Genomic DNA, 23,590 nt, shown 5'->3' on the forward strand with positions numbered 1-23,590 from the left:
CTCATCCGGATGGTTGGGGCTCCCGCTGCTGTGGCGGGGATAGCAAGGGTTGTTGCGAGGATTGCTGCCGTCAGTGCCGCAGTGGTGCGCTTTTTGATACTGGTCATTTGCTTTTCCTCCTGATTTCTGTATTTTATAGGGCTTTCGCAAGCAAAACGATACCGAAATAGGAGGCGAAAGTCGATAGGGATAAACGGAGAAATACAGAGGTGAAAAGCAAGCGAATTATACAGTGCTTCGTTGTGTTTGTAGGGTGCCTCTTCCGGAGCGTCAATCCTCCTGACCATATAAACAGCCACAGACAGATGTGGAACACGTGGAAACACTGTTTTCAAAGAGTGCAGAGAGTAAATGAAAAGGAGTAGAAACGGCTATAAACTATCAGAATTTGTCTAAAAAATCTTTGCAGACTTTATTGTAGACGGTGGTGCAATTCATTGCTTGAAATTCCCACTGAGTTGACAGTCGGCTTAGGTGGTCTGATTCAAATTTGACCACTTTTTTGAGCTGGAACAACATTGCTTCAAGTCTGGAACTTCAAGTGCCGCAAGGATTTCTGACCACATAAACAGCCACAGACAGACGTGGAACACATGGAAACGCTGTTTTCAAAGAGTGCCGGAAAGTAAATAAAAAAGAGCAAAAACGGCTATAAACAACCGAAAAATATGTAAAAAATTTTGCTAGGCTGGTTGGTAAGGATGAGGTCCCCAGTTCAAATCTGGGTAGCAGCTCCACAAAAACCGCTTAAATCGAAAGGTTTGGGCAGTTTTTATTTTGTTTTTGCAACTTTTTGAGGCGGCTTGAAAATCTCAAAAGACCTCGTTACCAGAAAAAAGGTCTTTTTGCAAAAGATTTTGCAATTTTAGAAGGGTCCTAGAGGCTTCAAACCCTTGCGGCACAAGGCTTTCCGGGGTTGGTCCGCTGCAAATATCCTGCAACTATGCAGAATAGGCCCGGTCAACGACTGCGGCGGCCTTGCTGATGGTCTCCCGACCCTTGACATAGTAGCGTAGGGTCATGGCTGAGGTGGTATGTCCTGCTGCCGCCTGGGCTAGCTTTATGTCCTTGGTCTGGTCGTACAAGTCAGTGAGTACGGTAGTACGGAAGCGAATAGGCGTGATGTTCTCGGAAAATCCCGTGTCCCGCTTGATACGATTACACATCTTCCGAACTTGGGTATAGGATAGAGGCCGTCTGCCGCCGAATACAAATTCATCCGCTTTGACTTGAGGAAGATGGGAAACAGCTAGAGCGGAGAGGCCAATAGTCCGGGCGCTGCTCCGGGTCTTGGTGTCCTTGACCTCGGGTTGGTTGCGGGTGGGATGGGTGACGGCCCTACAAATGTGTATCTCCCCGTTCTCCGGGTCAATGTCGGCCCCCTGTAACCCTAGCACCTCCTCCAGACGTAGGGGGTGTAGGGCCTGGATTGCCAGATAGGCCCGGTCTATAGGGTCTTGGATATCGTTGATATGCTGGACCAGGAAGCGCATTTGCTCCACCGTATAGGGGGCAGTGGGTTGGCTGGCCTTGCCCGTGATTTTGATACGTTTGGAGCGCAGCGGGCTTTTTGTGATTATGCCATCCTCTACAGCTGCGTCCAGGATTTGATTTAAAACCATCTTAGTTTTGTCTTTGGAGGTCTTAGCCCCGGTCATGCCGTTAAAGAGCCGCTGCACATCATCGGTGGTGATATCTTCCACGGCTAGCCCATCAAAGGCGGGAAGCAAGTGGCAAGTCAGCTGCCGCTTGTAGGTGGTGGCCGTCACCGTCTCGATGTTGGGCTTGGAGTAGGTTTCAAACCAGGTTAAAGCGTAGTCGCTGAAAAGGTGCTTGCTAGGCTCCGGGGCGACGCTGGGGGCGTTCTGAGGGGCTACCAGCTTCAACAGCTTGTCAGCGTATTCCTGCTCGGTGCTGGCCCTTATCCAGTGTTTAACGCCGTTTATGGTGACTGTACGGGTGATTTTTGCCATCTCAATCTCTCCTTGAAATGGCGCTAAATCCCAATTTTTGCAGTTGTCAAGGTGCTGCGCCTCATGGCTGTCAGAGGCGGGCGTGCTTATCTCTACACCACTATTATAGCACAATTTACAGCTTTTTTCAATGAAATTCTCTAAAAACCTCCTTGGAATCAATATTTTTCCTGCGATTTGTGTAAAACCGATTGCTCCGACCTTTATGAAGCTGTCCACTTGGGCGGAGTCTGTCCGTAGTATTTGGGCAGCTTCTTGGACTGTAAGCAGGTCGGGCCAATGCTCTAGTAGGCTCATTGTAACCTCTTTCCCTGGCGAGGTTACGCCGATGTGGGTTACTTTCTTGGGGGTTTCTTGGCGTTAGTGCCAGCTTTTAATTTTTTATTTTTAAAGGTGGCCCCCCTCTTTAAGAGGGGGGCAGATTAGTGCGCTCAGCTGGAAGCCGCAGCGTTTACTATGACGCTTCCAAAGCTTCAGCTTTTTCTGCCTCAATCACCCAATCCGGGATGTTGGGCTTCTTGGGCGGTGGTTGGTCTGGATCAGTAGCAGCGGTTGGTAACTTGCCGTTTTTGTAGCTGCTAAGCTGCCACAAAATTCTTCTGTAGTCTTCTCCTGATACCTCTACATACTTTACATATCTTGACAGCAAAGCCCGGATTTTCTCCCGGGTCCTGCGTCCTAGCTGGTTAATCGTGCCGCACCCTTGCAGAACGGCATTGAGGATGAACCGCTCGGTCTCCGTCGCTTTGAGCGTTTCATCAAAGCCTATCTGCAAATTATTCAGATAGTAGACGGTTGGGAAATTCGTCTGCTCATAGGGGGTTGACGGGTCTAGTGTCAGCTCCAGCCGGGTAAGAGGGTAAGCTAGATTAGCTTCCACAGCTTTGTTATACAGCTTGACCCGTCCCACGGTGGAGGACTTCGCCCCTAGATATTGGGTCCACTCCTGGCCGTGTCTGCGCTCGATATAGGCCCGATTGTCCTTGACCAAGAACACGTCTTGACGCTGTACCGGAATATCGACCGCTAAGTCAAACCGCCTCACAGTCCGGTGCATTGGCCGGGTATTTGTTACCAGGTAGTCCAGAAGCAACTGGAAAACCTCATGCTCCGCTACCTTGTTCGGGTTGAAGTCCATCCGTACCCGGCCCCACTCAGGTTTGCGGCCATTAAGAACAGCACCCAGCCAAAAGCTGTTGCCATCCTGAAAGCGGATTGTGAACTGCTCCCTGAAACTGCCTGGGCGAAAGCTGTTCCAGTGTGTGACCTCTACGGCATGGCTGATGGGCAGCTTGTCCAGCAGAACCATAAGCTGGTCCCTTGCTGGTGGTGCCGATATGTAGAGGTCCATTACTATGTTATCTATTGACAATGTTAAATTGTCAGCTGCCGTTATGGGGTTATAGTGATGTAGTAATAGAATCACCCCCTCCTCTGTATTATTGTACAAGAAACAGGTCCTACTAGATGTGGGACCTGTTCCATAGGGGCGGGGACGTTGCCCGCTGGCTTGGTGGCCCGGGCGGGCCGTCCTCCGCGCTCCGCTGCTCCGTCCTGGCCCTGGGTCCCCCACGCCGGGAGGCCGGGACAGGCCCGACACTCCCAGGGCGGGAATAGTTAGATAGTGGTCACGGTCAGATAAACCGTTGACCAATTTTTAATAGGACCGGGATAGTCCGTAGCGTCGTAATAGTCAGCCTTGACGCTGCTGCGCTCGTTGTACTGCTGCATAGCAGTGCAAAACTCCCTTATGAAATTGTCCGGGTCCACATCGTCACGAATTTCCACTTGAAATTCATACAAACGGTGAGGACCGCAATTTTTAATTGAGAAATCCGGGTTAAAATCTTCGATAAGGGAAATGGGGCCATGCAGCCCCATTTCCGCTAGTATCATTGCGACCCGATGATAGATCACCTGGTCCAATTTACCAACCTCCGATAGTTAAAGTCAGGCCAATGTATCCGCCGAGTAACTGCTCGACACGGAGCAGCACCAGAGGGGGGACGCAATTCGCATAACAAGTTGCGTCTATCGCCTCCTGAATGGCTTTACCGAAAGCCATTTGGGAGCGGAACTGCTCGTTACGACGTTTCACCGCTACATAGTAGAGCGGTACACCGTTGGCAGTTACGTCCACGCCGTTAGGGACCGCCAGCTGTTCAGGCAGTCCAGGGGTCATCAGGCCCAGGGCGGCGGCGTGCTGCTGTAGCATACTCGCTACCAAAGCGAGAACGTCAGGATAGAAGGCAATCGCCATCATCAGCTGTTGATTTAATCTACTATTCATAAATGCTCCTTTCATATTGAGCCCGGGCGGCCTCGGACAGGGCGGCCCGGAGCAACGTGTCTAATCAATAACAATGTCGTCAACCAAACGCAAAGTAGCAACCTTGCCGTATTTATTGTAGTAAAGTTCAACAACTTGATTGACTGTCGGAACGAAGTCCAGTGCAGCTAGTTTAGCCGCACTCAGAAAAAAACGGTCTCCTTTCTCCCCCTCTCCACGTTGAGAGGAAATGGTCTCAGCGGTGTGAAAGGTGGTCCCGCTGATTCTTTGACCATCCTTGGCGATAAAATCGGTCGTTTCACGACCTATAATCCTAACTATGAAGTTCACCCCCTCTCTGAATATTTTCACAAAAAAAGAAAAAACGACTGAAACACCAATAACCCCGCAAAAGCAGAGTTAAAAAAAGGTTTTTTTCAGCGTTTTATTAAAAGTCCTGGTATTAAATTTCACTCCAGTATTTACCAATCTCTGGAGCATAGCAATAATTGCAATCTTTTGTTTTTTTTAATCCCGTCAAAAGGTGTCCAAACTTTCGACAAAGTTATAATACCATAGTTATCGGAAAAAGTAAAGATAGCAGCATGGATTTTTTTGAAAAAAGTTTGAATAAAATGTAAATTTTGAGGTTGTAAACCCTAAAAATAGTTGAAAAAACAAAAGTTTTCTTTTAAAATCATGTTTTACTTTTTGTAGCTGTATCATTAATTGGTATATTGATATTCGATATAAGAAAAGCAACGGATCATCCATTGCTTTTCTTTGCTCAATTAATAGATTAACCACCCATACTTATGCCTGCCCAACTTTCAGTATGCAATTTTGATGACTCGTTAGCTGCCTCATATGTCTTTTTTGCTAATTCTTGTTCCTCAGCAGTTTGAGGGGGTGCTCCATTTGTTGTTGTGCCGTCATAGGATACTGGTAGGGTAATACCTAATGCAGGGTAATACTTTCCGCCCTTTCCATTTAACACATAATCACCTAAATCATCATGTCCATCTATCTTTTGTGTGCCGAGGCCTCCTGCTTGGATGGTTCCGGTTACAGCTTCTGATGCTCTGCGAGCCTCTTCGAGGTCTGCTTGTTTCTGTTCTTCGGTGCGAGTATCTATGACAACATTTGAATAATCGTTTTCCCATGGATTGTAGCCAGGGGTGGGGCCTTGGGGGTCTTGCTGACCTCCACCAGATGGCTGAGTCTGCTGCTCGACAGGCTCTTGCTGTGCAGGCGGCGGGGAAACAGGCTCCTGGGACTGCTCCGGGGTTGTATCTGCTGGCGGCTCTGCCGCTCCGCTCTCCGGGTTACCCTCCTTAACCTCCACAGGCTCCGTGGGTTCTGTCTGCTTTGGCTCCTCCTGCGGGGCTGCTTCAACTGGTGGCGTGGTTGGCTCTGTGCTGACAGGTTCCGTCTGCTGAATCTCTGGCTCCTGCGGCTCTGCGGGCTGGTCCGCCTGGGGCTTGTGACAAGCAGCCAATGACAAGAGCAAGGCCAGAGATAGGGTATAGATAAGCGCCTTTTTCATAGTGTGTTCTCCTCCTATACGGTTTTTCATGCCTCAACGGTCCGGCCCTTGGGGGTGGGTTCTTCCCGTCCCCCGTGGGCTTTGCTCGGGACCGCCGAGACAACAAAAGCGGCGCAGGGTTTGCAATTTATCCCTACACCGCCGAAAGCTAAACACACATTCCCATTTTTCACGCTTGATTAAGCCATCAATATTTGATAAAATGGGTGCGGCGCAAGTTTCTTGCTGTGTGGGAGGTCGGTTCTCCTGCATAAGGCCGAGGAGGGTTGCCGCCCTCCTTGGCCTGCCTTATATGCTTCTGCTGTCTCTCGTGAATATTCTACACTAAACGGGAAAATAGTGCAAGGAATTTTTTGTTTTGAAAGTGGCGTTGTGAGTGTGTCGGCGGCTGGGTGGCCCGCCACGGCTGAGGCCGGGGTGCGTCTCGGCGGCTGGGCGCAAGGCGGGGTTAAAGGTTTGGTACGGCTATCGCAATTCTATGAATTGCTGACGCCTCTGACGCCTGCGGGCGTGGGACGGGGGGACGAGAGGAAAATTGCCGGGGTGGTGTTACAGATAGCAGCCCCCCGCCCCTGTGCGGTTACTGGCACCTTTGCAATTTTTTAGACGCTGCAAAAGTGGGATTATGCGCCGATTTTTTATATTTTTGTCCTGCTTTTGGCTGAAAATGTTCGTTTTGCTCCTCTGGTAAGGATGAGGTCCCCAGTTCAAATCTGGGTAGCAGCTCCACTCAAACCCGTTGTCCCGTAAGGGATAGCGGGTTTTTACTTTTTACCTAAAGAAGAAACTACCTGGCAGGAAACCCATACAGAAACCCATACCAACAGGTTTTTAGGGATCAATTCATACTACGCCTGACCAGCTTTTTTCAAAGCATCTCTGAAAATTTGGCTGGCCCGTTTTATACTTTCCTGGTCTGCGTGTGTGTACATACGGAGGGTGACGGCCTTGTCGCTGTGCCCCAACTTTTCGGATACGCTGGCGATATCGGCACCGTTGATAATAGCGATGCTGGCAAACGTGTGACGCAATTTATGGGGGTGAAGACCGGGTACATCATACTTCTTGGAGAATTTCTGCATGTACCTGGCTGGAGACTGAGGGTGCATCGGCTCTGGGCTGTCCTGCTGAGTGAAGACATAGGTGCTGATGGCGTGTCCTGCCTGCTCCAATCTGAGCTGCTGGAGCAGACCGATGATCTCCGGGTCAACGTCAATCGTCCTCACCTTGCCGCTCTTAGGTGTGTCCAAGTAAATGCCCTTTTGTGGTGTATAACAGAGGTTTCCTCGAATCGTGATCGTTCTGGCCTGGGAGTCTATATCCTTCCACTGCAATCCACAGCATTCGCCCCGACGGATGCCGGTGTCGATTAGTAAGCGCATCAAGGTACGCCACTTCAACGGCTCATGTTCCAGTGCGTTAAAGATACGCTGGACCTCATCAATTGTGTAAGCCTCTACGTCCTTGTCCTTGATTTCGCCCTTACGCGGTTTGGGCCGCTCCACCTTATCCATAGGATTGGCAGAGATTACATCGGCCATATAGGCCATTTTGAAAAGGCTGTGCAGGATGGTATAGACCTTGACACAGGTTGCGTGGGCTTTGCCATCCGATTGCATAGAGAGCAACAGAGCGGAGATATTGGCCGGGGTAATATCGGGCATTTTCAGATTGCCCAGAGCCGGATATATCCAGTGATTGAGATTGCCCTGGTAAGCGCACCGGCCATTCTCGCTCATTGTGACGCCCTTAGCTGGCATAAATACTGCTTCGCCGTACTGTCGCAACGTCTGAATCTTTGTGGCCTCCCGCTTCTGCCGGAGGTCGCTTTCTTTTTGCTCCGCACGACTGACGACCTCGCCTTCCCGACAGCGGCGCTCAAATTCCGAGGCCTCCTTTGCCAGTGTACGTTCAATAGCCTTTTGCCCCCAGCCCTCCGGAGGATACCAGCGGGTGGTTAGGTAGGACTTCCCCCGTCCACGGCTGACCCGGATCTCATAGAAGATTTGTCCGTCTTTGGTGGTTCGTTTTCTGGTTGATGCCATAAAAATTCCTTTCCTTTTATTTGCGTTGGTAAGGGTGTTCCATAGAAATCCCCCTTTTCTTCTGGCTCTGTGCATCCAAAAATTCTCCGTAGGATACTAGTTTTTCCTGATCCTTGGCATCAAGCGTTGACACCAATTCTCCCAAGATTCGGAGAGTGCGCATTTTTGTGTCCTGACCATTGTTATTAAATTGGTAGAGGGTCAAAAGTGCAGACCGCAGCTCAGATTCCAATTTGCCGCCGTGTGCAGGGGCTTTGACCAAAATGTACTTTTTGTTTCTGCCCTCAATCGAAATTCCATCTGTAATCAGCGGCAAAACTTCCTGCATCTTGTCTTGGCGCTCTGTTTCGCTGGTCAGCAGACCGCCCCAGTCCATCAGTTCATCGGGAATCGTGTCAAGCGCGTCAGCCAGAGGCTTCAGCAGGCTGGCGGGCATCTCGATAGCGTCGCTCTCATAGCGGTAAATAGTGGCGCGGTTCTTGCCCAGCTTGGCGGCCAAATCGTCCACCGACATACCGAGCTGCTTGCGGCGGGTGCGGATTCTTTCTCCTGTGGTCATGGTGTTCCCTCCTGTTTTGTAATAGTGCTTCATTATACCACGCTAGTCGCAAAAAAGCAATATATATTTTCGTAAAATTATAATAATTTCAGAATAAGGAAAATTAGTATTGACAGTGGCACATGACAGGTGTATGATTTGAATATCGCATATAAGCAATAAGAACAGACGGCGCGGCGAGTGTGTGAAATTTATGCAAAGGAGGTAATGCCTATGGTTCCATTCCAAAAAATTACGGAAGCCTGCAAGACCACGGGGTTGTCGCAGTATTTTCTGCGGCAGGGATGTAAGGACGGCACGATCCCGCACATCAAAAGCGGCGGCGTGTACTACATCAATGTCCAAGCACTCGTGGAACAGTTGGGCAAAAAAGAGCAGTCCGACTGAACACCGGCAAAAAACTGCAATACGCGGAGAAAGGAGGTAAATACCTGTGGACAACAAAGCGACGAACAAGCTGCGTCGGGAGTATCCCAACTTTACACCACTGAAGGTAGCTTCGGAACTGTTAGGCGTCTCGCCCCGTCAGCTGTCCAAGCTGGTAGCGGAGGGCCGGGAGCCGTTCTGCCTGCTGGGTGCCAACATTGGGACACGACAGCGGTATATCCGCATCTATACCGAGCGGCTGATTGCGTATCTTAACGGCAACTCTCTGGAGGACTAAGCGAAGGCTTTAGTAATTGAGGGGGGTGATTGTTTTCCGTGAAAGCAGTCACGAAATCGGGCGGCAGGTCAACAGCTTTGGAAGAAGCCGCTGGTCTGACCGCCCAATCTTTCTATTTGGAGGAGACAGATGAGACTACATGAAAACCAATTAAAGCTGATTCGCCATCTGACCCGATTTAATCTTTTGGACTATCCCGGGTGTCTGCACCTGTTGGATACAGAGAGGACTGGAGACCAGGTAGCCCTGTCCTATGCGTTTCGGCCACTGACGAAAAACAAGTACCTCACCAAACGCAAGGACGGCAGCGTGTCGATTTTAGCAAAGGGCAGAAGATTGTTCCCTGATGTCAAGCCGTTAATCTCAGTAGGCGGTGGGGAGCAATCTGTCCAGCGAGTGATGGAGGTCTCTCGTATGGCTATGCTGATGAAAGAGCACAGCATCCCAGCCGTTGCGGAAGTGCCGAAGTCATCGGAGCCGGTATTTATTCCCTCAGCCTGCTGGCGAAGTATCGCACCAGGTATCTTGTCCACCACCTGATTTACTGGGATGCTACTGGCAGGAAAAGAGAAACTGGCCGTCTATGACATTGGGGACGGGAGCATGGAGTGGCACGTGCGGGCGGAGGGATCACTGTTCTATACAAAGTACGGTAGTTATGAAACAAAGGCCACTGGAATGATTTTGATGTGTCAGGACGGCAAGCGAAATAAGACAGCAAGAAATATCATCCGTCAGACGATGTGGAGCCGGCGGCAACTTCTCTCTGATATTTGCCTGGAGCGCAATAAACCGACCTGCTGGTCCCGTTCTCCTATTAAGTTGCGGGCGCAATATGAGCACGTCTATTTAACTACACCGAAGTGGTTCTGTACGGACATACAGGCCATATTGTTCTCAGAGAGCGAAGTAGGTAACCAGTGCAAAAATGGAACCAGGTCACATGATCCGGCACAAGGCGACTACGAAAAGTGGCCTTACCGCTTTTTTGTCAACCCAGCGACCGACTTACTGAAATATGTCTATTTTTTCTCAGCGGTGAAGGAACTGAAAAAACTTTTGGAAAGCGATATGCCCACACCGCCAGAGGTTCGGTATGCAGTTTGCTACCGGAAGCAGGACAGGCCGATTCTGCGAATGTACCCGGATGTGATAGAATTGGAGGGGACACAGTTTTATGAATATCTGTCTGAAGAAAACGATAGCGCAGATCGAGCAGTGCCTACTGGATAACGGTATAGCAAACGTAGACCAACTCCGCAAAATGTACGACCTGACACTGCGACTGCAAAGCCAGCTACTGTCGGTGATTTACGATATGGAGACCTTTGGCGGGGTTACGGAACGAATCGCAGATGAGCATAGTGGTGGAGAAAATAAAAATTCTGTGGTGACGCTGACAATAGTGGAGCCACTGCCGTCTATGAAGCGATTGACTGAGGCAGTCGAGGAACATTGGAAAGCGATGATCCATGCGGCCATAGGGGAGGCGGCCCAACAGAGGCCCCTCCCCTATTTTGATAAGACTATGGTTGAGATTGAGATCATCACTCCCAGAGGAAGCGATAATGCTAGACTGTGGGATACCTCCAACCGGTCCATCCAGGTGGTACTCAACAATCTGAAGGGTATCTTTTTTGAGGACGACAACATGGAACATATGGCCTTTTCGGTGGTTGGATGGTGGGGAGAAAAAGGTGCCACGATTATCCGTATTTTGGATTTCGACAAATCACAGCAAATCAGAAGCATCACATGAGGGCTGATTTTTAGACGAAACTATGAGATTTGAAAAATATCATAGCGAACAGAGCGAAGCGAAAAATGTGTGTTGGTCTTGGACTTCAATCGGCCATGATGTGTTGTAAATTGAGAGTGAAACCGGTCATGGTAAAACAGGTACAGAGAGGGGTTCTGAGAGGAGTGTCTGCCTGGGCAGACGCAACGAGCAGAACAGGTTGAGGTGCGGAAAGAGGGCTTGCGTCGTTCCCGACGCAAGCCCTCTTTCCGCACTCGCTTTGGTATTATGATTTCCGGTTTCAATGAATGATTAACCATTGGCTCCCCAATTTTGACGCATCAATCATCTTTTTAACGGCGTAAGGATGACCAGAACATGCCTGGTGCCTATCATCATCATGGCTATCTTCTCTGAGGACGATAACATGGAGCACGATGTGACGGAGACGGCCTGTGCTGATTATGTCTATACTTTGCGCACAAATCTAGGGCGTCTTTTACTTTTTGGATGATATAACCGCCAATATCCCGGGAAGCATCTACGGTTTGAGCGCCCAAATGGGGAGAGCTAATGAAGTTATCACATTCGATCAGCGGCGAGTGGAATTTTGTATCCAGGCCTTCGTCAACCAGTTCTTCCTCCATAACATCAGAGGCATAGCCGCCGATCTTACCTGACTTTAAGGCCTCATACATATCCTCCTCGTTGACGATGCCGCCCCGGGCCATGTTCAGCACCACGGCGTCGTCCTTCATCCTGGCGATGGACTTGGCGTTAGACAGGTTCTTGGTCTCGGGGGTGAGGGGCATGTGGATGGTAACAAGGTCGGAGATCTTCAGTACCTCGTCGATGGACATACTTTTGGCGTGTTAAGGCAAGGGCGCAGACATCCGCGAAAACTCGCTCAAAGACGCCTTTGCCCTTGCGACAGGGAAATCAAACACATTCAAAAAGAGCCGTAAATCATCAGATTGGATAAGAATGGAATCACATTTATGAATTGCTTCTGCTGACAACTTGCAAAATGACATGATCTACCGATAGCCCTCATTGAGAAACATGGCCTTCACGGCCACCACCTCGTCGTGCTCCTCCTGGCTCACCTGGACGGAGGAGTTCAGGGCTTTCAGGTCCGCCTTGACCGTTTCCAGGGCCTGTTCGGGGGTATCGGTCCGACCCTCCTCCACGCAGCGCCCCATCCGCCGGAGGACGATGGGGTGGGCGTAGCGGGATGGCAAGGGGAAGGGCTGGTAGTCCGTCAGGAATGCCTCCATGGCCGCCTTGGCTCGCTCCGCGCGGGACGGGATATCTTCTTCTCGTTTTTTCATTTTCCCGCCCCGGCGGGCGGAGAGGATGAGGTTCAGCTCCCTCAGCTGCCGGGCGGATTTGCTCAGCTCCAGATACAGGTCGGGCCGCTTCTCCAGAACGGCCTCCGCCGCCTTGAGCGCCTTCAGCGTGGCCAGGGCCTCCCCGGTCAGCTCCGGTTTGGGAGGCTGTTCCCGTACCCGCTCCTCCAGACGGACCTCCGCCGCCGCGCTCACCTGTTTGATCTCCGGGCGGACCCGCTTCAGATAGGCCAGCAGCTGGTCCACCTGCTCCTCGTATTTGTAAGTGCACTGCTTCTCCCGGCCGCCGTCGTACTCCACCACCAGATAGGGGATGGAGGCGAACACGCCCTTGTGGGAGTAGCCCCCCTTGCTCATGGCCACCCGCTTGAAGACCCGGGTGATCCCGCCGTAGGGCAGATAGTACCGGCAACTGCGGTAGAAGCTGCTGAGATACAGGGCCTTTTCCCCCACCCCGCAGGGGCCGAAGCGCTTGCAGGATTTCCGGTCCGCAATCAGGACGTCCTTATCCAGGGCCTCCAGGCCCAGCTGTACTGGTTTGAATAGCATGGATGATCGCCTAGTTCCTTTTCAGATTTTCCAGAGCCTCGGGGTTGTTGGAGATAACCGCTCCAACAATTTGACAATTTTCCAGCTCCGGACAGTCGCCGCAGGTCGCAACGCCCTTTTTCAGCGCACACTGGCGAATCTCACAGAGGCTGTCACAAAATACCGTTTTCACTCCCTCAACGCGGCAGCCTTGACAGTTGATATGTTCAGGCAGAATGGGAGCTTGATTTAACTCAGCCCATAATTTTGCGGTTTTTTCACGCAACACTTGGTCATCGTGAATGGTCGCAAGATAGGCGTCGCATTTTTCACAGTTCAGTCCGCAATATGCAATCATGTCTTTCACAGCGAGATACCTCCAAAACGAAAATTAAACGAACTGATTTTACCATGTCGGCCCCCAGGCGTCAAGACAAGCAGAATACCAGCCGCTGTCGTACAGGCAGCGGCTGGTGTTTTGGTGTTAGGCCTTGGCGGTCTGCTTCCTGGTGGCGTAGAGGAAGATACCCAGCAGGGCGGCGGCGAACACGATACCCACGGGGTAGGCCAGGGCGGTGTTGTAGGCCACCAGCTTGCGGGCGCCGTCCACCACCTCATGCTTGTTGAGCAGCTGGCCCAGGCACTCCTCGCCCAGGATGAAGTAGGTACAGGACACCGCGCTCATAAAGGTGGCGGGGACGGCGGTGATCCAGTAGTTCTTCTTCTGCTGGAACAGGTACATGCTGGCCGCCCAGAGGACGATCATGGCCAGGGTCTGGTTGGACCAGCTGAAGTACCTCCAGATGACATTGTAGTCGATCTTGCCCAGGGCGTTGCCGATGCCCAGGATGGCACCCGCGCCCAGCACGGGGACGCACAGTTTCAGGCGGTTGGCGTAGTTCTTCTGGTCGATCTTGAACCAGTCGGCCAGGGTGAGGCGTGCGGAGCGGAAGGCGGTGTCGCCGGAGGTGATGGGGCAGGCGATGACGCCCAGCATGGCCAGCACCATACCGGCGGAGCCCATGGTCTTCTGGCAGATGTCGTAGACGGCGGTGGGGCCGCCGGCACCCATACCCAGCAGCTCGGCGCCGGTGTAGATGGAGCAGCCGGCGGCGGCCCAGATCAGGGCGATGATGCCCTCGGAGATCATGGCGCCGTAGAACACCATGTGGCCCTGGCGCTCAGACTTCATGCAGCGGGCCATCAGCGGGGACTGGGTGGCGTGGAAGCCGGAAATGGCCCCGCAGGCCACGGTGATGAACATGAAGCTCCAGATGGGGGTGCCGGAGGGGTGCATGTTGTACAGGTGATCCCACAGCTCGGGGATGACGTAGTTGGAGTTGGTGAGCACGCCGAAGGCCACGCCCACGGCCATGATAATCAGGCAGATGCCGAACACGGGGTAGATCTTGCCGATGACCTTGTCCACAGAGATAAAGGTGGCGATGAAGTAGTAGATCAGGATGAGGATGAGCCAGAACATCTTGTTGGCCAGGATGCCGCCGGCGTTCTTGCACAGCAGCTGGAGCAGGCCGGCAGGGCCCACGGCAAAGACGGTGCCCACCATGATCAGCAGCACCACGCTGAACACCCGCATGACGTTCTTCATGCCGCCGCCCAGGTAGATACCGGTGATCTCAGAGACGGACGCGCCGTCGTTGCGCTCAGAGAGCATACCGGCGAAGTAGTCGTGGACGCCGCCGGCGAAGATGGTGCCGAAGGTGATCCACAGGAAGACGCTGGGGCCCCACAGGGAGCCGGACAGAGCGCCGAAGATGGGGCCCAGGCCGGCGATGTTCAGCAGCTGGACCAGGAACAGCTTCCACTGGGGCATGACCACATAGTCCACCCCGTCGTTGATGCGGACGGCGGGGGTCTCCCGGTCGTCCGGGCCGAAGGTGCTGTCCACCACTTTGCCGTAGACAAAGTAGCCGGCAATCAACAGGGCCAGACACACAAGAAAACTTACCATAAATATACCTCCCTTATATTTCAGCCCGCCGCGTATGGTGCGCGGCCGGACCGTTTAACAAAGTTTTTACTCCAACTCCCGTATCTCCGCCTGAATCAGCGCCCCCGCAGCGACGGCCAACTGGTCCATGGACCGGATGTGGGCCAGGCTCTTTCCGTAGATGGTCTCCGCCGCCGGGACATTCAGGCTTGGCCCCATGAACACCGCCCCCACCCGGATGCCTTGCTTTCGCAGAGCCCGGACCTCCCGAGCGGCGTCCTCCACCCCCGGGGCGTCGGCGTAGTCATGGCCAAAGGGGAACTCTCCCCCCGGCGGAATGCGCCGGCTGTCGTTGGGGCTGGCGTCGGTGAGGAGCAGAAGCAGCCGTTTTTGCTCCGGGGGGACCTCCAGCAGCTCTCCCGCCGCCCGGAGGACCAGGCCATCCCGGTTCCAGCCGGCGGCGAAGTAGCGGAATACCTGACCGCTGCTGTCCCCGAAGTCCTTGAGCACCCGGAGGACGGTGTACCCCCGCAGGCTGCAAAAGCCGGACACCCGCACGGGTACGCCGCACCGGGCCAGGCTCTCGGCCAGGATGTACCCCTGGGCGGCGACGGCCTCCTGACAGTGCATCCGGGAGGAGGAGGCGTCCAGCAGCAGGTCCACCGAAAAGCCGGGGCGGGCGGAGTCCGTCTCCCGGACAAAGACCCGCCGGTCGGACAGCGCCGCCGCCCGCCAGACACGGGGGGTGTTCAACTTTCCGCTCCGGGCGGTCTCCTCCTCCGCCTGGCTGTGGACCCGGATACAGTTTTGAATCTGCTCCGTCAGCCGCCGGATAGTGTTTTGGTAGAGGGCAGCGTCCGCTGAGAAAACCTCCCGGTTGTGCTCCTGCTGGAGCCGGGCCTGCTCCGCCAGCCGGCGGGCCTCCCCGCCGGGTGCCTGCTCCGGGGTGGGGACCCCGGCAGTGTACCACAGATGACAGCCCAAATGGAGGCCGGCGCACAGCTTCTGCTCCGCCGCCGCCAGCTCCCGCTGGGGCAGGAGGGAGGGGCCGAAGCAGCTCTGGATGTACAGCCGGTCAGAGGAAACGTTCTCCTTCAGCCGGATACTGGCTCGGCGGATGTCCAACTTTGTGCTGTCCCCCTCATCTGACCCCTTTCCGTGTCCGACAGAGGCCACATCGGTGTGGACGATCTCTGTGGGCATCAGCCGGGTCATCACCCCGGCCCATTTTCCCGTGAGGTGAAGCCGCAAGGCGGAAGGCGGGCGGCTCCTGCCGTCAAAGAGGCGAAAGCGGGCAAACAGCTCCAAAATGGCGGGAAAAAGCTCCTGTTCCTCCATTGGCCCCAAGGCCAACGCGGCGGACAGCCGCCTTTCATAGGGGGTCATCACCGGGGGGCGCTTTCCCAGCACTGCCCTCCACCGGGCGGACTGCATGGTGTAGCTCAGCTGGTTTTTTGCCATCCACTCCTGGCGGGAGAGGGTGTGCTCCTTATCAAAGAACTCCACCGCCCAGTCCCGGCGCAGGTCGGCCAGAATGGGCCGTTGGGGCAGCTCCAGCTGATAGGCGGCGCTCTCCAGAGCCAGCCAGGCCAGGTCGTCCAGCAGCGCCTGCCGCCGGTCCCCCGCCCAGGCCTGAAAGAGCCGGGCCGGCCCCTCCTCCCCGTACCACTTGCGGACACAGCCCACAATGGTGTTTAAGTACAGGTTCGGGCTCCCGTCGCCGTTCAGAGAGAGGAACAGGGGCTCGAAGCCGTAGACGCCCGCCCCGTTCCAGACCTGGTTCATCGCCCGGCGCTGTCCGGCGGTATGGTGGGCGCTCACGGGCCGAACAGCTCCCCTCGGGTGAGCTTGGGGGAGACCCGAGCCGCCATCACGTCCCGAATCAGGCCCTGCTCATAGCCGTCGGCGGTCTTGTTGGTGATCCCCATGTCCAGAGCGGGCCCGGAGGGAACCCCCGCCGCCATCAACTCCAGGGCGTCCAGCAGCCCCCGCAGGTCCAGGGCCTTGGAGGAAATTTCACCGCCCTCGCACTTCTTTTGAAGGTCAAAGAAGAGCGAGGCAAACTGCTGGCGGTATTTCTGTTTCAGCTCAGGACAGCGGTGTTTCAGCAGCCGGTCCAGATTTTCCGGGCTGATGGCGGGCATCTGGATGACCACAAACCGGGAGGCCAGGGCCTCGTTCAGCTCCCGGGTGCCGGCGTAGTCGTAGTTCATGGTGGCGATGAAGCGGGCGGCGGGGGCCATGGGGAGGCGGTCATACCCCGGGATGTCCAGCACCCGCCGGAAGTCCAGAACGGCGTGGAGGACGGCCAGTGCCTCGTTCTTCGCCATGTTGATCTCGTCCAGAATGCCGAAGCCCCCGTATTGGGCGCACTGGTAAACCGGCCCAGGCCGGAAACGGACCTGCCCCTCCGTGAAGGTGTCTGTCCCCACCAGACCGGAGGCGTCCAGATTCACATGGAAAGACACGTTCCAGGCGGGCCGGCCAAAGACTGCGGCCAGGTTTTCCGCCAGCACATTCTTACCGGTGGCCTTATCCCCGGTGAGGAGCAGGTTCTTCCCGCACAGCAGCGCAGCGGCCGCCTGCTCCCAGACCTCCCGGCCGTAGTAGCGGAACTGAGGGACGGGAATCCGCTCCAACAGCTCTGCGGGATATTCCTTTCGGAACCGCTCCAATTCCTCCAGCAGTTCGGGGCTGACCCCTTCCTCTTTCAGAAATGAGAGCATGGCCGAAGCACTTCCCTTCCCCATAAAAAGTTAGGCCTGGACGGTGTTTCCACCGCCCAGGCCACAGCTTTGGTGATGGATGGATCACACAAAAACGAGGAGCATTCCTTTGAGCGTTCCCATCATAGCACCAAAATTTTGAAAATTAAAATACTTTTTCCCTTGTAACTACTATATCTTTTCGATATGATAATAAGCCCCAAAAAGGCTCCGAGATCATTTGACCCTGGAATCTATCCATCCACCTGAAAGAAATTCCCTAAGAAAAAATAATTATTTCATAAAGGAAATTCAGTTCTCAGAAGGGATCAATTTGACAACAGTAGTACTCTCAGCGGAGATTATCCGGGAACTGGCGAAAGCGGAATCCTGCATCATCCTGGGCCGGTGCGCCAATTACCTTCTGGCCGGCCACCCTAATGTGCTCCGGCTGTTCATCCACGCCCCGCTGGAGGCCCGCCTCGCCCGAGTGGCGTCTTACTCCCTGGCCTGGAGTCAGCGGGAAGTGGCCAGGCACATCCGGGTGGAGGACAAGCGCCGCGCCGCCTACTACCATTACTATACCGGTGAGGAGTGGCGGGACACTGCGGGCTATGACCTCTCCCTGGACTCTGAGGCCCTGGGGGAGGACGGCTGTGTGGAGCTGGTGCGGAGATTTCTGCCCCTTTTTTAGAGGAGCTATAATGGAGCAGTGCCGTTTATACTAATTATACTAAAGGAAAGACTGCTCAAATTGTTTTCTGCCGCATATACCCCGCTATTTATCTGTGTTTCCCCAGCCGGAGACGAGGAAAATATGCGGAATTTTCAACGATAATTCTTAATATCCCAATTCGACCTCGTGTTGCCGGGAAAACAAGTCGAATAAATATGTTTTTCAATCTTTTTTATTCCGCCATTTGGCAAAGTCCAATCTCCCTAACCAATTTCTCTTTACAGCTGAGGCCACAGGGCCTATAATGAACAGACGTAGTAGAATGATATGGGGGGCCTCATCATGGAGCTGCGCACCTTGCACTATTTTACCGTTGTAGCCCAGGAGCTGAACATCACCCGGGCAGCGGAAAAGCTGAATATGAGTCAGCCGCCCCTCAGCAACCAGATCAAGGCCCTGGAGGAGGAACTGGGGGTCCAGCTCTTTCTCCGGGGGAAGCGGCGTCTGGAGCTGACCGAGGAGGGATCTCTCCTGCTGCGCCGGGCGATTCAGATCCAGGAGCTGACGGACAAAACCCGGCAGGAGATTTTCAGCCTGCGGGAGGGGATGACCGGCACCATCTATCTGAGCATAGTGGAGGGCCGCGCCCCCTTTCTGGCCGCCCGGTGGATCGCCGGCTTCCGGGAGGAGTTCCCCCTGGTGCGCTACAACCTGTGGAACGGCAGCAGCGACGATGCACTGGACCGGTTGCGCAAGGGGCTGGCCGACCTGTCCGTCATCGCCGCGCCCTACGACACCGAGCACCTGGAGGGCTTTCCCGTGGGCCGGGAGCCCTGGGCCGCCATGCTCCATCCGGACCATCCCCTGGCCAGAGCGGAGGGGGACTCCATCCCCCTGTCCAGCCTGGTGGGGGAGCCGCTCATCGTCCCCAGCCGGAAGTCCCGGATCGAAGCGATCCGCCGCTGGTTCGGAGAGATCGGCGCGGAGCCCCGGATTCTCTGCGAGATGTCCAACTACATGGACGCGGCGGCCCTGACCAGCCTGGGGGTGGGGATCAGCATCTTCCCCCAGACTATTGGGGTGTCCAACGGTCTGGTGGTGTCCAAGGTGGTGACCCGGCCCTCACGTCAGGTGGAGTATATCCTGGTCTGGAACAAGGGACATGCCCCCTCCGGGCTGACCCGGGAGTTTATCCGCTATGTCCGGGACTACCTGGAGGAAAATCAGGCGGAATCATAGCAGGAGACAGCCCCCGCGCCCAACGGGCGCGGGGGCCTATCATATCAAAAAGATATGATAGCTGCAATGATATATGTATTTCCTTTTCTTCGGTTTCTGTGTTAGCATAAGAACATCCAAAGGGAAGCAATAAACCTTACGAGTTTAAAAGGAAAGAAGGATTTACTATGAAGAAGCTGTGGAAGATGCTGGACGAATACTATCGCACCTTTGCCAGATAAACCAATCGAAGCTCCTCTCTTCGCGTGATCCATCCATCACCGAAGCCATCGCCCGGACAGTGGAAACGCTGGCCGGGCATACTTATTCCGTTGTGATTTGGAGGTATTATCATGAGTATCCATGAGGAATGCGGCGTTTTTGGCGTGATTTCACCCCGTCCTGCGGACGTGGGCCGGCTGGCCTATTACGGCCTGTATGCTCTCCAGCACCGGGGACAGGAGAGCTGCGGCATCGTGGTCAACGACGACGGGGTGTTCGCCTCCCACAAGGACCTGGGGCTGGTGGGGGAGGTCTTCTCCGAAGAGATTTTGGACCGATTCCCCCGGGGAACTATGGCGGTGGGCCACACCCGCTACGGCACCACCGGGGCCTCCAACCGGAGCAACTGCCAGCCCATTGAGGTCAACCACCAGAAGGGCCGCATGGCCCTGGCCCACAACGGAAATCTCAGCAACGCCGCCCCCCTCCGGGACGAGCTGGAGCTGTCCGGGGCCATCTTCCACTCCACCAGCGACACCGAGATCATCGCCTACATCGTCACCAAAGAGCGGCTGTCCGCCCCCTCCATCGAGGATGCCCTCAGCGCCGCCATGGACAGGCTGGAGGGGGCCTGCTCCCTGGTGCTCATGTCCCCCCAGAAGCTGATCTGCGCCCGGGACCCCCACGGCTTCCGTCCCCTGTGCTACGGCAAAATGGAGGACGGGACTTACGTGGCCGCCTCGGAGAGCTGCGCGCTGACGGCGGTGGGGGCGGAGTTCGTCCGGGACCTGGAGCCGGGAGAGATTCTGGTGTTCTCCAAAGATGGTATTGTCTCCCGCCGGGAACACTGCGGCAAGGCGGAACCTGCCCCCTGCATCTTTGAGTACATCTACTTCGCCCGCCCGGATTCGGTGATCGACGGGGTGTCCGTCCACGCCGCCCGGCTGCGGGCGGGAGAAATCCTGGCCCATACCCACCCGGTCCATGCGGACGTGGTGGTGGGGGTGCCCGACTCCGGCCTGGATGCCGCCCTGGGCTACAGCCGGGCCTCCGGTATCCTCTACGGCATCGGCCTCATCAAAAACAAGTACATCGGCCGCACCTTCATCGCCCCCGGCCAGGACCACCGGCTGGATCAGGTGAAAATCAAGCTCAGCGCCGTCCGGGACAGCGTAGCGGGAAAACGGGTGGTGCTGGTGGACGACTCCATCGTCCGGGGGACCACCAGCGGCCGGATTGTCAGCCTGCTCCGGGAGGCGGGGGCTAAGGAGATTCACCTGCGCATCTCCGCGCCCCCCTTCCTCAACCCCTGCTACTATGGCACCGACATAGACTCCCGGGAAAACCTCATCGCCTGCCACCACACCGTGGAGGAGATCGCCCAAATCGTCGGGGCGGACTCCCTGGGCTACCTGCCAGCGGAACGGCTGGGGGCACTCATCGGACAGGGCCGCTGCTGTGACGCCTGCTTTACCGGGCGGTATCCCACTCCGGTCCCCACAGATACCCGAAAGGACCGCTTTGAGCGGAAGCTGTCGGAGAAAAGCCCTTACCCACGCTAAAAAATGCCTCACTGAGGCTTTTTTCTCAGCATCTCATCGGACATAAGTTCCAGCTGCTCCGCCTTATGGTAGTGGTCAGCCAGTGCATTGCCCGCCGCTGTACTCTTGGGCTGTCCGCTGAAGCACAGCTTTAGTAAAACCGGCGTCAGCACTGCGCAGCCCACCACAGTGATTACGATAGGCGTCATCATAGCCTGGCTGAGCACCCCCATAGACAACCCCCGGTTGGCCACGATCAGAGCTACCTCACCCCGGCAGGCCATGCCGGTTCCCACCTGGAGGCACTCCGCTCCGTCAAAGCCGCACAGCTTAGCTCCCAGGCCGCAGCCAATGATCTTGGACAAAACTGCCACCGCCAGAAGAAGCAGGGAAAAGACCGCCAGCGTCCCGTTCAGCTGGGGCAGCTCCACCTTGATGCCGATTCCCGCGAAGAACACCGGGGTCAGCAGCAGGTAGCTCAGGGGCTCAAACTTTGAGCGGATGTAACCGTCCTTGGGGGTGCAGGCCACCACCAGCCCCGCGACAAAGGCCCCGATAATGTCGGCCACACCGAAAAATTCCTCCGCGCAGTAGGCCAGCAGCAGGCAGAGCACAAAAGCAAAAACCGGATAGCGCCGGAGGTTTTTCTGGTGGGCGCTTGCAATGATCCGGCGAAACAGCCGGATGCTTCCATGCGCGGCGGCGACGGCAAAGACAAAAAACAACACAATCTTCAGCAGCACCAGCAGCAGGCTGCCTCCGCCGCCCGCCATGCTGGACACCACGGTCAGCGCCACCAGACCCAGCACATCGTCGATCAGGGCGGCGGCCAGGATCGTACTGCCCACCCGGGTGTCCAGGTGCCCCAGCTCCTTGAGCGTCTCTACTGTGATGCTCACAGAGGTCGCGGTAAGTACCGTGCCTAAAAAGATGTTTTCCAGGAAGGTATTTCCCGGCAGCCAGCCTGCCTGTCCCGCCAGCCAGCCAAAGCCTGTGCCCATCAGCATGGGTACCAGCACGCCGCACAGCGCCACCAAAAAGCCCGCCTTTCCGGCGCCGCGCAGTTCACGCAGGTCGGTGCCCATTCCGGCGGTGAACAAAATCACGATGACGCCCAGTTCGCTCAGCTGGGAAAGGAACGCAGTCTCTGACAGAATATTCAGCGCCGCAGGACCCAGGATCAGCCCGGCCAGCAGCGCGCCCACCACCCGCGGCATTTGGAATTTTCCTGTTGCGATCCCCAACAGCTTGGTACTCAATAAAATCAAAGCCAGATCCAATAGATAGTGATAGGACATCGCCGATTCCCCCTTGCAGAATATGGAATAAATGCAAAGCTATCATAGCGCCTTTCCTTGAATTTACAAGAGGATTTTTATATGAAAACAGAGGCGGCAGACTGCAAAATTTTTGTACTATGTCCGTTGCTTCAGCCAAAACAGAGCCGACTCTACATATAAACTTGCGGCGATAGTCAGACATCTCTCGTCGATATCGAAGCCCGGGGTGTGATGGGCCAGCCGGGAGCCGGGGACGGCCTCGCTGCCGCTGCCCACAAAGGCGTAGACCCCGGGGACCACGGCCATGATCTCCGCCATGTCGTCCCCGCCCAGGGACAGCTCCTTGACCACCAGGTTCCCCCTGCCCACCACCTTCTCCACCAGGGGGGCGGTCTCAGCGTACACCCGGGCGTCGTTGATGAGGGCCCGGGTAAAGGACTCGGTCTCGATCTCAGCGGTGGTGTTGTACAGGGCGGCCACTCCCCGGGCGGTATCGGCGATCTTGCCGTTTATCATGGCCCGGGTCTCCTGGGAGAAGCAGCGCACCGTGCCCTCGATCACCGCCTCCCGGGCCACGATATTGTACCCCTCCCCGGACCGGAGCACCCCCACGCCGATGAGGGCGGGGTCGGTGGGACTCTTCAGCCGGCCCACCAGGCCCTGGAGGGCGGTGACAATCTGGGCGGCGGCGTAGAGGGCATCCGCCCCCAGCTCCGGGGTGGAGACGTGGGCGCTCCTGCCGTGTATCCGGATGGTAAAGTGGTCCACCGAGGCGTTCTCCGCCCCCAGATTCATGGCAACCTGCCCCACCGGCAGGTTGGACTGCATGTGGACACCGAAGGAGCGGTCCGCCCCCTCCAAGGCCCCGTCCTGAAGAAAGAGGACGGCCCCCTTGCCATACTCCTCCCCGGGCTGGAAAACGAAGCCAATCTCTCCGGAGAGGCTGTCCTCCAGCTTTTTCAGCGCCCGGGCCGCCCCCAGGAGGGCGGCGGTGTGGGCGTCGTGGCCGCAGGCGTGCATCACCCCGGGGCACTGGGAGGCGTAGAGGACGGCCTTCTCGTCCTGGATGGGCAGGGCGTCGGTGTCCGCCCGGAGGACCACCCTTCTGCCCGGCCCCTTCCGCCCCTTGAGGACCCCCAGCACCCCGGTCTCCCCCACCCGGCGGGTGGGGATGCCCAGGGCGCTCAGCTCCTCCTCAATTCTGGCGGCGGTGTTGTACTCCTTCATGCTCAGCTCCGGGTGGCTGTGGAACCAGCGGCGCAGGGAGATGATGTAGTCCTTGTCCTGTTCAATCAGCGGATGGATGGCCATATTGATTCACCTCAA

General features: G+C 55.7%; 24 protein-coding genes. 8 read left to right on the plus strand and 16 right to left on the minus strand.

Annotated elements, in window-relative coordinates:
- Positions 1 to 941: 941 nt before the first annotated feature.
- The 8 genes from D1641_RS08890 to D1641_RS08925 form a co-directional block, all read right to left on the minus strand.
- Positions 942 to 1,973, minus strand: coding sequence for a site-specific integrase (locus tag D1641_RS08890; RefSeq protein WP_160664811.1), 1,032 nt, complete (start codon positions 1,971 to 1,973; stop codon positions 942 to 944).
- A 454-nt stretch (positions 1,974 to 2,427) separates the two neighbouring features.
- The gene (locus D1641_RS08895) at positions 2,428 to 3,282 is read right to left on the minus strand and encodes a hypothetical protein (protein WP_160664813.1); all 855 of its coding nucleotides are present in this window, start codon (positions 3,280 to 3,282) and stop codon (positions 2,428 to 2,430) included.
- Between the two features lie 308 nt (positions 3,283 to 3,590).
- A complete protein-coding gene (locus D1641_RS08900) occupies positions 3,591 to 3,899 on the minus strand; it encodes a hypothetical protein (RefSeq protein WP_160664815.1) in 309 nt (102 codons plus the stop codon).
- Position 3,900: 1 nt separating this feature from the next.
- Positions 3,901 to 4,188, minus strand: a complete 288-nt coding sequence (locus tag D1641_RS08905) for a hypothetical protein (RefSeq protein ID WP_160664817.1) — start codon at positions 4,186 to 4,188, stop codon at positions 3,901 to 3,903.
- A 135-nt stretch (positions 4,189 to 4,323) separates the two neighbouring features.
- Positions 4,324 to 4,593, minus strand: a complete 270-nt coding sequence (locus D1641_RS08910; protein ID WP_160664819.1) for a hypothetical protein — start codon at positions 4,591 to 4,593, stop codon at positions 4,324 to 4,326.
- A 448-nt stretch (positions 4,594 to 5,041) separates the two neighbouring features.
- Positions 5,042 to 5,788, minus strand: a complete 747-nt coding sequence (locus tag D1641_RS08915; protein ID WP_160664821.1) for a hypothetical protein — start codon at positions 5,786 to 5,788, stop codon at positions 5,042 to 5,044.
- A gap of 848 nt (positions 5,789 to 6,636) precedes the next feature.
- A complete protein-coding gene (locus D1641_RS08920; RefSeq protein ID WP_160664823.1) occupies positions 6,637 to 7,833 on the minus strand; it encodes a site-specific integrase in 1,197 nt (398 codons plus the stop codon).
- Positions 7,834 to 7,849: 16 nt separating this feature from the next.
- Positions 7,850 to 8,392 carry a helix-turn-helix transcriptional regulator gene (locus tag D1641_RS08925; protein WP_160664825.1) on the minus strand — a complete coding sequence of 181 codons (543 nt, stop codon included), beginning with the start codon at positions 8,390 to 8,392 and terminating at the stop codon, positions 7,850 to 7,852.
- A 213-nt stretch (positions 8,393 to 8,605) separates the two neighbouring features.
- Between D1641_RS08925 and D1641_RS08930 the strand changes: the two genes are divergently transcribed.
- The 5 genes from D1641_RS08930 (at position 8,606) to D1641_RS08950 (ending at position 10,815) form a co-directional block, all read left to right on the plus strand.
- Positions 8,606 to 8,779 carry a helix-turn-helix domain-containing protein gene (locus D1641_RS08930; protein WP_160664827.1) on the plus strand — a complete coding sequence of 58 codons (174 nt, stop codon included), beginning with the start codon at positions 8,606 to 8,608 and terminating at the stop codon, positions 8,777 to 8,779.
- A 46-nt stretch (positions 8,780 to 8,825) separates the two neighbouring features.
- The gene (locus D1641_RS08935) at positions 8,826 to 9,056 is read left to right on the plus strand and encodes a hypothetical protein (RefSeq protein ID WP_160664829.1); all 231 of its coding nucleotides are present in this window, start codon (positions 8,826 to 8,828) and stop codon (positions 9,054 to 9,056) included.
- Positions 9,057 to 9,185: 129 nt separating this feature from the next.
- Positions 9,186 to 9,596 carry a hypothetical protein gene (locus D1641_RS08940; protein ID WP_160664831.1) on the plus strand — a complete coding sequence of 137 codons (411 nt, stop codon included), beginning with the start codon at positions 9,186 to 9,188 and terminating at the stop codon, positions 9,594 to 9,596.
- Between the two features lie 63 nt (positions 9,597 to 9,659).
- A complete protein-coding gene (locus D1641_RS08945) occupies positions 9,660 to 10,289 on the plus strand; it encodes a hypothetical protein (protein ID WP_160664833.1) in 630 nt (209 codons plus the stop codon).
- Complete coding sequence (locus tag D1641_RS08950; RefSeq protein WP_160664835.1) at positions 10,234 to 10,815, plus strand: hypothetical protein; 582 nt, start codon at positions 10,234 to 10,236, stop codon at positions 10,813 to 10,815. Before D1641_RS08945 ends, D1641_RS08950 begins: the two co-directional genes overlap by 56 nt.
- A gap of 383 nt (positions 10,816 to 11,198) precedes the next feature.
- Here the strand turns inward: D1641_RS08950 and D1641_RS08955 are convergent, their stop codons facing one another.
- From D1641_RS08955 to D1641_RS08980, 6 genes are all read right to left on the minus strand, one after another.
- Positions 11,199 to 11,654 carry an NAD(P)-dependent oxidoreductase gene (locus D1641_RS08955; protein ID WP_160664837.1) on the minus strand — a complete coding sequence of 152 codons (456 nt, stop codon included), beginning with the start codon at positions 11,652 to 11,654 and terminating at the stop codon, positions 11,199 to 11,201.
- Positions 11,655 to 11,831: 177 nt separating this feature from the next.
- The gene (locus tag D1641_RS08960; RefSeq protein ID WP_160664839.1) at positions 11,832 to 12,692 is read right to left on the minus strand and encodes an ATPase P; all 861 of its coding nucleotides are present in this window, start codon (positions 12,690 to 12,692) and stop codon (positions 11,832 to 11,834) included.
- A gap of 10 nt (positions 12,693 to 12,702) precedes the next feature.
- The gene (locus D1641_RS08965; RefSeq protein WP_201757313.1) at positions 12,703 to 13,029 is read right to left on the minus strand and encodes a DUF3795 domain-containing protein; all 327 of its coding nucleotides are present in this window, start codon (positions 13,027 to 13,029) and stop codon (positions 12,703 to 12,705) included.
- A 126-nt stretch (positions 13,030 to 13,155) separates the two neighbouring features.
- Positions 13,156 to 14,643: a carbon starvation protein A gene (locus D1641_RS08970; RefSeq protein WP_160664841.1), complete on the minus strand. Its 1,488-nt coding sequence runs from the start codon at positions 14,641 to 14,643 to the stop codon at positions 13,156 to 13,158.
- 66 nt (positions 14,644 to 14,709) lie between these two features.
- Positions 14,710 to 16,443: a hypothetical protein gene (locus D1641_RS08975; RefSeq protein WP_347707408.1), complete on the minus strand. Its 1,734-nt coding sequence runs from the start codon at positions 16,441 to 16,443 to the stop codon at positions 14,710 to 14,712.
- Entirely contained in the window at positions 16,440 to 17,348 is a 909-nt protein-coding gene (locus tag D1641_RS08980) for a MoxR family ATPase (RefSeq protein WP_160664843.1), read from the minus strand. Before D1641_RS08980 ends, D1641_RS08975 begins: the two co-directional genes overlap by 4 nt.
- A 313-nt stretch (positions 17,349 to 17,661) precedes the next feature.
- On the opposite strand from D1641_RS08980, the gene D1641_RS08985 reads away from it, so the two are divergent.
- From D1641_RS08985 to purF, 3 genes are all read left to right on the plus strand, one after another.
- Positions 17,662 to 18,021 (plus strand): cytidylate kinase-like family protein, encoded by a 360-nt coding sequence (locus tag D1641_RS08985; RefSeq protein ID WP_243149335.1) that lies wholly within the window; start codon positions 17,662 to 17,664, stop codon positions 18,019 to 18,021.
- A gap of 324 nt (positions 18,022 to 18,345) precedes the next feature.
- The gene (locus D1641_RS08990; RefSeq protein WP_160664847.1) at positions 18,346 to 19,242 is read left to right on the plus strand and encodes a LysR family transcriptional regulator; all 897 of its coding nucleotides are present in this window, start codon (positions 18,346 to 18,348) and stop codon (positions 19,240 to 19,242) included.
- Positions 19,243 to 19,574: 332 nt separating this feature from the next.
- Positions 19,575 to 21,005 (plus strand): amidophosphoribosyltransferase, encoded by a 1,431-nt coding sequence (purF, locus tag D1641_RS08995; protein ID WP_160664849.1) that lies wholly within the window; start codon positions 19,575 to 19,577, stop codon positions 21,003 to 21,005.
- An 8-nt stretch (positions 21,006 to 21,013) separates the two neighbouring features.
- Here the strand turns inward: purF and D1641_RS09000 are convergent, their stop codons facing one another.
- Both D1641_RS09000 and D1641_RS09005 read right to left on the minus strand, forming a co-directional pair.
- Positions 21,014 to 22,282: a cation:proton antiporter gene (locus D1641_RS09000; protein WP_160664852.1), complete on the minus strand. Its 1,269-nt coding sequence runs from the start codon at positions 22,280 to 22,282 to the stop codon at positions 21,014 to 21,016.
- 117 nt (positions 22,283 to 22,399) lie between these two features.
- Complete coding sequence (locus D1641_RS09005; RefSeq protein ID WP_201757312.1) at positions 22,400 to 23,575, minus strand: amidohydrolase; 1,176 nt, start codon at positions 23,573 to 23,575, stop codon at positions 22,400 to 22,402.
- Positions 23,576 to 23,590 lie beyond the last annotated feature (15 nt).

The organism is Colidextribacter sp. OB.20 (assembly GCF_009911595.1).
Lineage (GTDB): Bacteria > Bacillota > Clostridia > Oscillospirales > Oscillospiraceae > Lawsonibacter.

Coding starts and splice junctions, on each gene's coding strand:
- D1641_RS08890 (WP_160664811.1), bottom strand. CDS start 1,973: ATGGCAAAAATCACCCGTACAGTCACCATAAACGGCGTTAAACACTGG.
- D1641_RS08895 (WP_160664813.1), bottom strand. CDS start 3,282: ATGGTTCTGCTGGACAAGCTGCCCATCAGCCATGCCGTAGAGGTCACA.
- D1641_RS08905 (WP_160664817.1), bottom strand. CDS start 4,188: ATGCTACAGCAGCACGCCGCCGCCCTGGGCCTGATGACCCCTGGACTG.
- D1641_RS08915 (WP_160664821.1), bottom strand. CDS start 5,788: ATGAAAAAGGCGCTTATCTATACCCTATCTCTGGCCTTGCTCTTGTCA.
- D1641_RS08920 (WP_160664823.1), bottom strand. CDS start 7,833: ATGGCATCAACCAGAAAACGAACCACCAAAGACGGACAAATCTTCTAT.
- D1641_RS08925 (WP_160664825.1), bottom strand. CDS start 8,392: ATGACCACAGGAGAAAGAATCCGCACCCGCCGCAAGCAGCTCGGTATG.
- D1641_RS08930 (WP_160664827.1), top strand. CDS start 8,606: ATGGTTCCATTCCAAAAAATTACGGAAGCCTGCAAGACCACGGGGTTG.
- D1641_RS08940 (WP_160664831.1), top strand. CDS start 9,186: ATGAGACTACATGAAAACCAATTAAAGCTGATTCGCCATCTGACCCGA.
- D1641_RS08945 (WP_160664833.1), top strand. CDS start 9,660: ATGGAGTGGCACGTGCGGGCGGAGGGATCACTGTTCTATACAAAGTAC.
- D1641_RS08950 (WP_160664835.1), top strand. CDS start 10,234: ATGAATATCTGTCTGAAGAAAACGATAGCGCAGATCGAGCAGTGCCTA.
- D1641_RS08955 (WP_160664837.1), bottom strand. CDS start 11,654: ATGTCCATCGACGAGGTACTGAAGATCTCCGACCTTGTTACCATCCAC.
- D1641_RS08960 (WP_160664839.1), bottom strand. CDS start 12,692: ATGCTATTCAAACCAGTACAGCTGGGCCTGGAGGCCCTGGATAAGGAC.
- D1641_RS08965 (WP_201757313.1), bottom strand. CDS start 13,029: ATGATTGCATATTGCGGACTGAACTGTGAAAAATGCGACGCCTATCTT.
- D1641_RS08970 (WP_160664841.1), bottom strand. CDS start 14,643: ATGGTAAGTTTTCTTGTGTGTCTGGCCCTGTTGATTGCCGGCTACTTT.
- D1641_RS08980 (WP_160664843.1), bottom strand. CDS start 17,348: ATGCTCTCATTTCTGAAAGAGGAAGGGGTCAGCCCCGAACTGCTGGAG.
- D1641_RS08990 (WP_160664847.1), top strand. CDS start 18,346: ATGGAGCTGCGCACCTTGCACTATTTTACCGTTGTAGCCCAGGAGCTG.
- purF (WP_160664849.1), top strand. CDS start 19,575: ATGAGTATCCATGAGGAATGCGGCGTTTTTGGCGTGATTTCACCCCGT.
- D1641_RS09000 (WP_160664852.1), bottom strand. CDS start 22,282: ATGTCCTATCACTATCTATTGGATCTGGCTTTGATTTTATTGAGTACC.
- D1641_RS09005 (WP_201757312.1), bottom strand. CDS start 23,575: ATGGCCATCCATCCGCTGATTGAACAGGACAAGGACTACATCATCTCC.